We start from the raw sequence: 2,017 nt of genomic DNA, 5'->3' as shown, positions 1-2,017 counted from the left end.
CCGCCGTGCTTTTCGACGACGAAACCGGCGACGTCACCACCGTGCGGTTGACCGGCATGGACGCCATCGACCACTTCCGCGTCCCCGCCCACCACGGCATCGCGGTGCTCGGCGAGGACGGGACGTACATGGTCACCATCGCCGACGATGACGGCAAGCGCACCGGCATCGCCCAGGTCGACGCCGACGGCAAGGAACTCGAACGCTTCGAGCAGTGCCCGGGCGCGCACGGTGCGGAGGAGACCGCCGCCGGCATCTTCGTCGGCTGCTCCGACGGTGGCCTGGTGTACGCCGACGGCAAGGTGGCCAAGGTGAAGGCGCCCGACGAGTACGGTCGCATCGGCAACCAGGCCGGTTCCACCGAGTCGAAGTTCGTCCTCGGCGACTACAAGTCGGACAAGAAGGCCGCGGACGACGAAGAGCTGGAGCGGCCCGAAAAGGTGTCCATCATCAACGCCGAGACCGGCGAGCTGAAGCTCGTCGACCTGGGGACCTCCTACACCTTCCGCTCACTGGGAATGAATGACGACGGTATGGCCGTGGTGCTGGGCACCGATGGAAAGCTGCACCTCATCGACCCAGAGCAGGCGAAGGTGGTCAAGACCATCGACGTCATCGACGCCTGGGAGGAGTCCGAGGAGTGGCAGGACCCGCGGCCGGCGCTTGCCGTGAACGGAGACGTCGCCTACGTGACCGACCCCGCCACGAAGAAGATCCATGTCGTGGACATGACGGGCGAGAAGGAGACGCTGACCGCCGACCTGCCGGAGACCCCGGACGAGATCCTGGCCACGGAGGGGTAGGGGCCGGACCGGATCGTGGCCTCCGGCGCCAGGAGCGTCAGGGCTTGCCGGGTCTTTTTCGCCGCTGGAATGGGTACCCTCGGGGGCATGAACCTTCATCCCCTGATCTCCGAGTTCGAGTTCCTCATCGGCACGTGGAAGGGCCCCGGCAAGGGCCACTACCCGACCATCGATTCCTTCCGGTACAACGAGACGCTCACGTTCATGGCCATTCCCGGCAAACCCTTCCTGCGCTACGAGCAGAAGACCGCCGGAGCCGAGAATCAACCGATGCACACCGAAGCCGGCTTTTTCCGTCCCATCGGCGACGGCCGCGTCGAGTTCACCCTGGCCCAGCCCACCGGCCAGACCGAGGTGCTGGCCGGCCGGGTCGAGTCCGGGGAGGACGGCGAACTGGCAATCGTCATGGACGAGTCGACCGTAGTGAACTCGGGCACCGCCAAGCAGGTCGACGCCACGTCCCGGACGTGGGTGCTCAACGCCGACCGCACCGAGCTGATCACCGAGTTCGGCATGGCGGCCGTCGGCCAACCCATGCAGCAGCACCTGGTCAGCGAGCTGGCCAAGCAGTAGCGGTACGCCCGCGGCGAACGGGTGTGTGACGCCATGCGGGCGCTTGTAGGCTGGCCGCATGGCCTTCGCAGCAGAACAACCGGTCGTCGCCCACTCCGAATTCCGCCCCGTCGGGGAAATCGAGCGGGCCGGCGGCGATTTCGAGGTCATCAGCGATTTCCAACCCTCGGGTGACCAGCCGCAGGCGATCGCCGAATTGTCGGAACGGCTGAGCAGGGGAGAGCGGGAAGTCGTGCTCATGGGCGCGACCGGCACCGGCAAGTCCGCGACGGCCGCGTGGCTCATCGAGAAGATGCAGCGCCCCACCCTGGTCATGGCGCCGAACAAGACGCTGGCCGCACAGCTGGCCAACGAACTGTCCTCGCTGCTGCCGAACAACGCCGTCGAGTACTTCGTCAGCTACTACGACTACTACCAACCCGAGGCGTACATCGCGCAGACGGACACTTTCATCGAGAAGGACTCGTCCATCAACGAGGACGTCGAGCGTCTGCGCCACTCCGCCACGTCGGCTCTGCTGTCGCGGCGCGACGTGGTCGTCGTGAGCTCCGTGTCCTGCATCTACGGCCTGGGCACGCCCCAGTCCTACCTGGACAGGTCAGCGATGCTGCGCACCGGCGACGAGGTCGACCGCGACGAAT

2 protein-coding genes and 1 pseudogene are annotated in these 2,017 nt (G+C 66.4%); all 3 read left to right on the top strand.

The window, feature by feature from the left end:
* A pseudogene (locus GX015_RS08685) lies at positions 1-803 on the top strand (hypothetical protein); the annotation flags it as partial.
* Positions 804-890: 87 nt separating this feature from the next.
* Positions 891-1,376, top strand: coding sequence for an FABP family protein (locus tag GX015_RS08680; RefSeq protein WP_102212224.1), 486 nt, complete (start codon positions 891-893; stop codon positions 1,374-1,376).
* 58 nt (positions 1,377-1,434) lie between these two features.
* Positions 1,435-2,017, top strand: a 583-nt coding sequence (locus tag GX015_RS08675) for a DEAD/DEAH box helicase family protein (RefSeq protein WP_291344398.1), incomplete at its 3' end; no start/stop codon positions are given.

The organism is Corynebacterium sp. (assembly GCF_012837295.1).
Lineage (GTDB): Bacteria > Actinomycetota > Actinomycetes > Mycobacteriales > Mycobacteriaceae > Corynebacterium.
This window is presented reverse-complemented; position numbering and strand designations above follow the sequence as displayed.